Origin of the sequence: Streptococcus sp. DD11, assembly GCF_001578865.1 — a bacterium.
Classification (GTDB): Bacteria; Bacillota; Bacilli; order Lactobacillales; family Streptococcaceae; genus Streptococcus; species Streptococcus panodentis.
In genome coordinates this window covers 260,936-262,272 of sequence record NZ_KQ969396.1, presented here as the reverse complement: position 1 = coordinate 262,272, position 1,337 = coordinate 260,936, and the positions used below count along the sequence as shown (strand labels likewise).

The following is a 1,337-nucleotide window of genomic DNA, read 5'->3' as shown; positions in this document are numbered from 1 at the left end:
AACTAAATTTTTAAAAATTTTATACAGTATCTTCCAAAAGATTCATCCCTTTGTGGGTGAGGGCGCAGCCATCATGGGAGTCTGTCCCACCGCCTTTTCTCACCGCCTCTAAACCTCCACTGGAGCCTTTGAGCGGCTCGCTGCCCTATCGTCCTGTATGTAAAGCGATAGGCTGTCCCAGCCTCACTACTAAAAGTCTAAATATAAAAGCTTTCCCTGCCTAGCAGGGTTTTCTTGTGTCTGTCCTGAAAAAGTAGTATCATGTAAGCAAAGAAAAAAGGAAGGTGCATGATGAAAGATTTTCATTTTGATGCCATTGCGGCTTTTGAAAATTATGAAATAGAAGAAATGAAGGGCGGACGGGTCGTCGTGACGACCAAGGTTGTGGACTCGTCGCTCAATTACTACGGCAATGCCCACGGCGGCTATCTCTTTACTCTTTGCGACCAGATCAGCGGCTTGGTGCTGATTTCCCAAGGTGTGGACGGTGTCACTCTGCAGTCTTCTATCAACTATCTCAAGGCAGGGCGTCTGGGAGATGTGCTGACCATCCGCGGACACTGTGTTCATGCCGGGCGGACGACTCGGGTCGTAGATGTAGTGATTGCCAATCAAGAGGGGGCTAATGTCTGCAAGGCGACCTTTACCATGTTTGTCACAGGTGAGCGCAAGGAAGAGGCTCGGGTGCGGATATAAGCTGGCGGAGCGACTAACATGCTCAAGGCAAGTTAAAGGAGGCTGTCCCGTGGCCTTGATTGACTGCCTCGGCTGATTTCGATTTTCCTTGAGTATAAAGACCGGTGACCAGTTAGGCTAAATCATTCTAAGATGACAGAAAGGAGCAGCATGGCTTACGTTTCAGCTGTTTTTAAAGAGGGGATGCCGAATTTGTCTGTCGGCTGCCTGCGGGGCGACCCCTATCTGTGGCGTTATCTGGCAGACTATTATGCACATACGGCTGTTCCCTACCCTGTAGAAGACTTCCGGCAGGAAACTCTTGAGATTTACAGGGAGCTGACCGGCAGAGAGCTTAGGTCAGGGGCGATGGATTTTGTTGACGCTTTTCACCATGGCGGGATGTCTTCCGGCATGCTGTGCGCAGATTACTGGCTTGCGGCCCTTCCGATTTTGGCTGCCCGCCTGCAAGACCTCAATCAGGCAGAATGCTGATACTTTCCAAGCACTTGGGAAGATCAGGACAAAATCTATATAGTTAAAGCTGAAAAAGACATTCCTGCGATGTCTTTTTTGCTTATCTTTTGCTGCAAGGTCAAGGGTTGCTGGTGTCGTTATTGACGGCAGCTGCCGGGATTCTCAGGATATTTACGACTTGGCCT

The 1,337-nt window shown here is 49.4% G+C and carries 2 protein-coding genes; both read left to right on the top strand.

Annotated elements, in window-relative coordinates; all coding sequences use genetic code 11:
* The first annotated feature begins 291 nt into the window (after nt 1-291).
* Nucleotides 292-696 carry a PaaI family thioesterase gene (locus STRDD11_RS10630; protein WP_128837339.1) on the top strand — a complete coding sequence of 135 codons (405 nt, stop codon included), beginning with the start codon at nt 292-294 and terminating at the stop codon, nt 694-696.
* Nucleotides 697-846: 150 nt separating this feature from the next.
* The gene (locus STRDD11_RS10625; protein WP_128837262.1) at nt 847-1,170 is read left to right on the top strand and encodes a hypothetical protein; all 324 of its coding nucleotides are present in this window, start codon (nt 847-849) and stop codon (nt 1,168-1,170) included.
* The last annotated feature ends 167 nt before the right edge of the window (nt 1,171-1,337 follow it).

Coding starts and splice junctions, on each gene's coding strand:
- STRDD11_RS10630 (WP_128837339.1), top strand. CDS start 292: ATGAAAGATTTTCATTTTGATGCCATTGCGGCTTTTGAAAATTATGAA.
- STRDD11_RS10625 (WP_128837262.1), top strand. CDS start 847: ATGGCTTACGTTTCAGCTGTTTTTAAAGAGGGGATGCCGAATTTGTCT.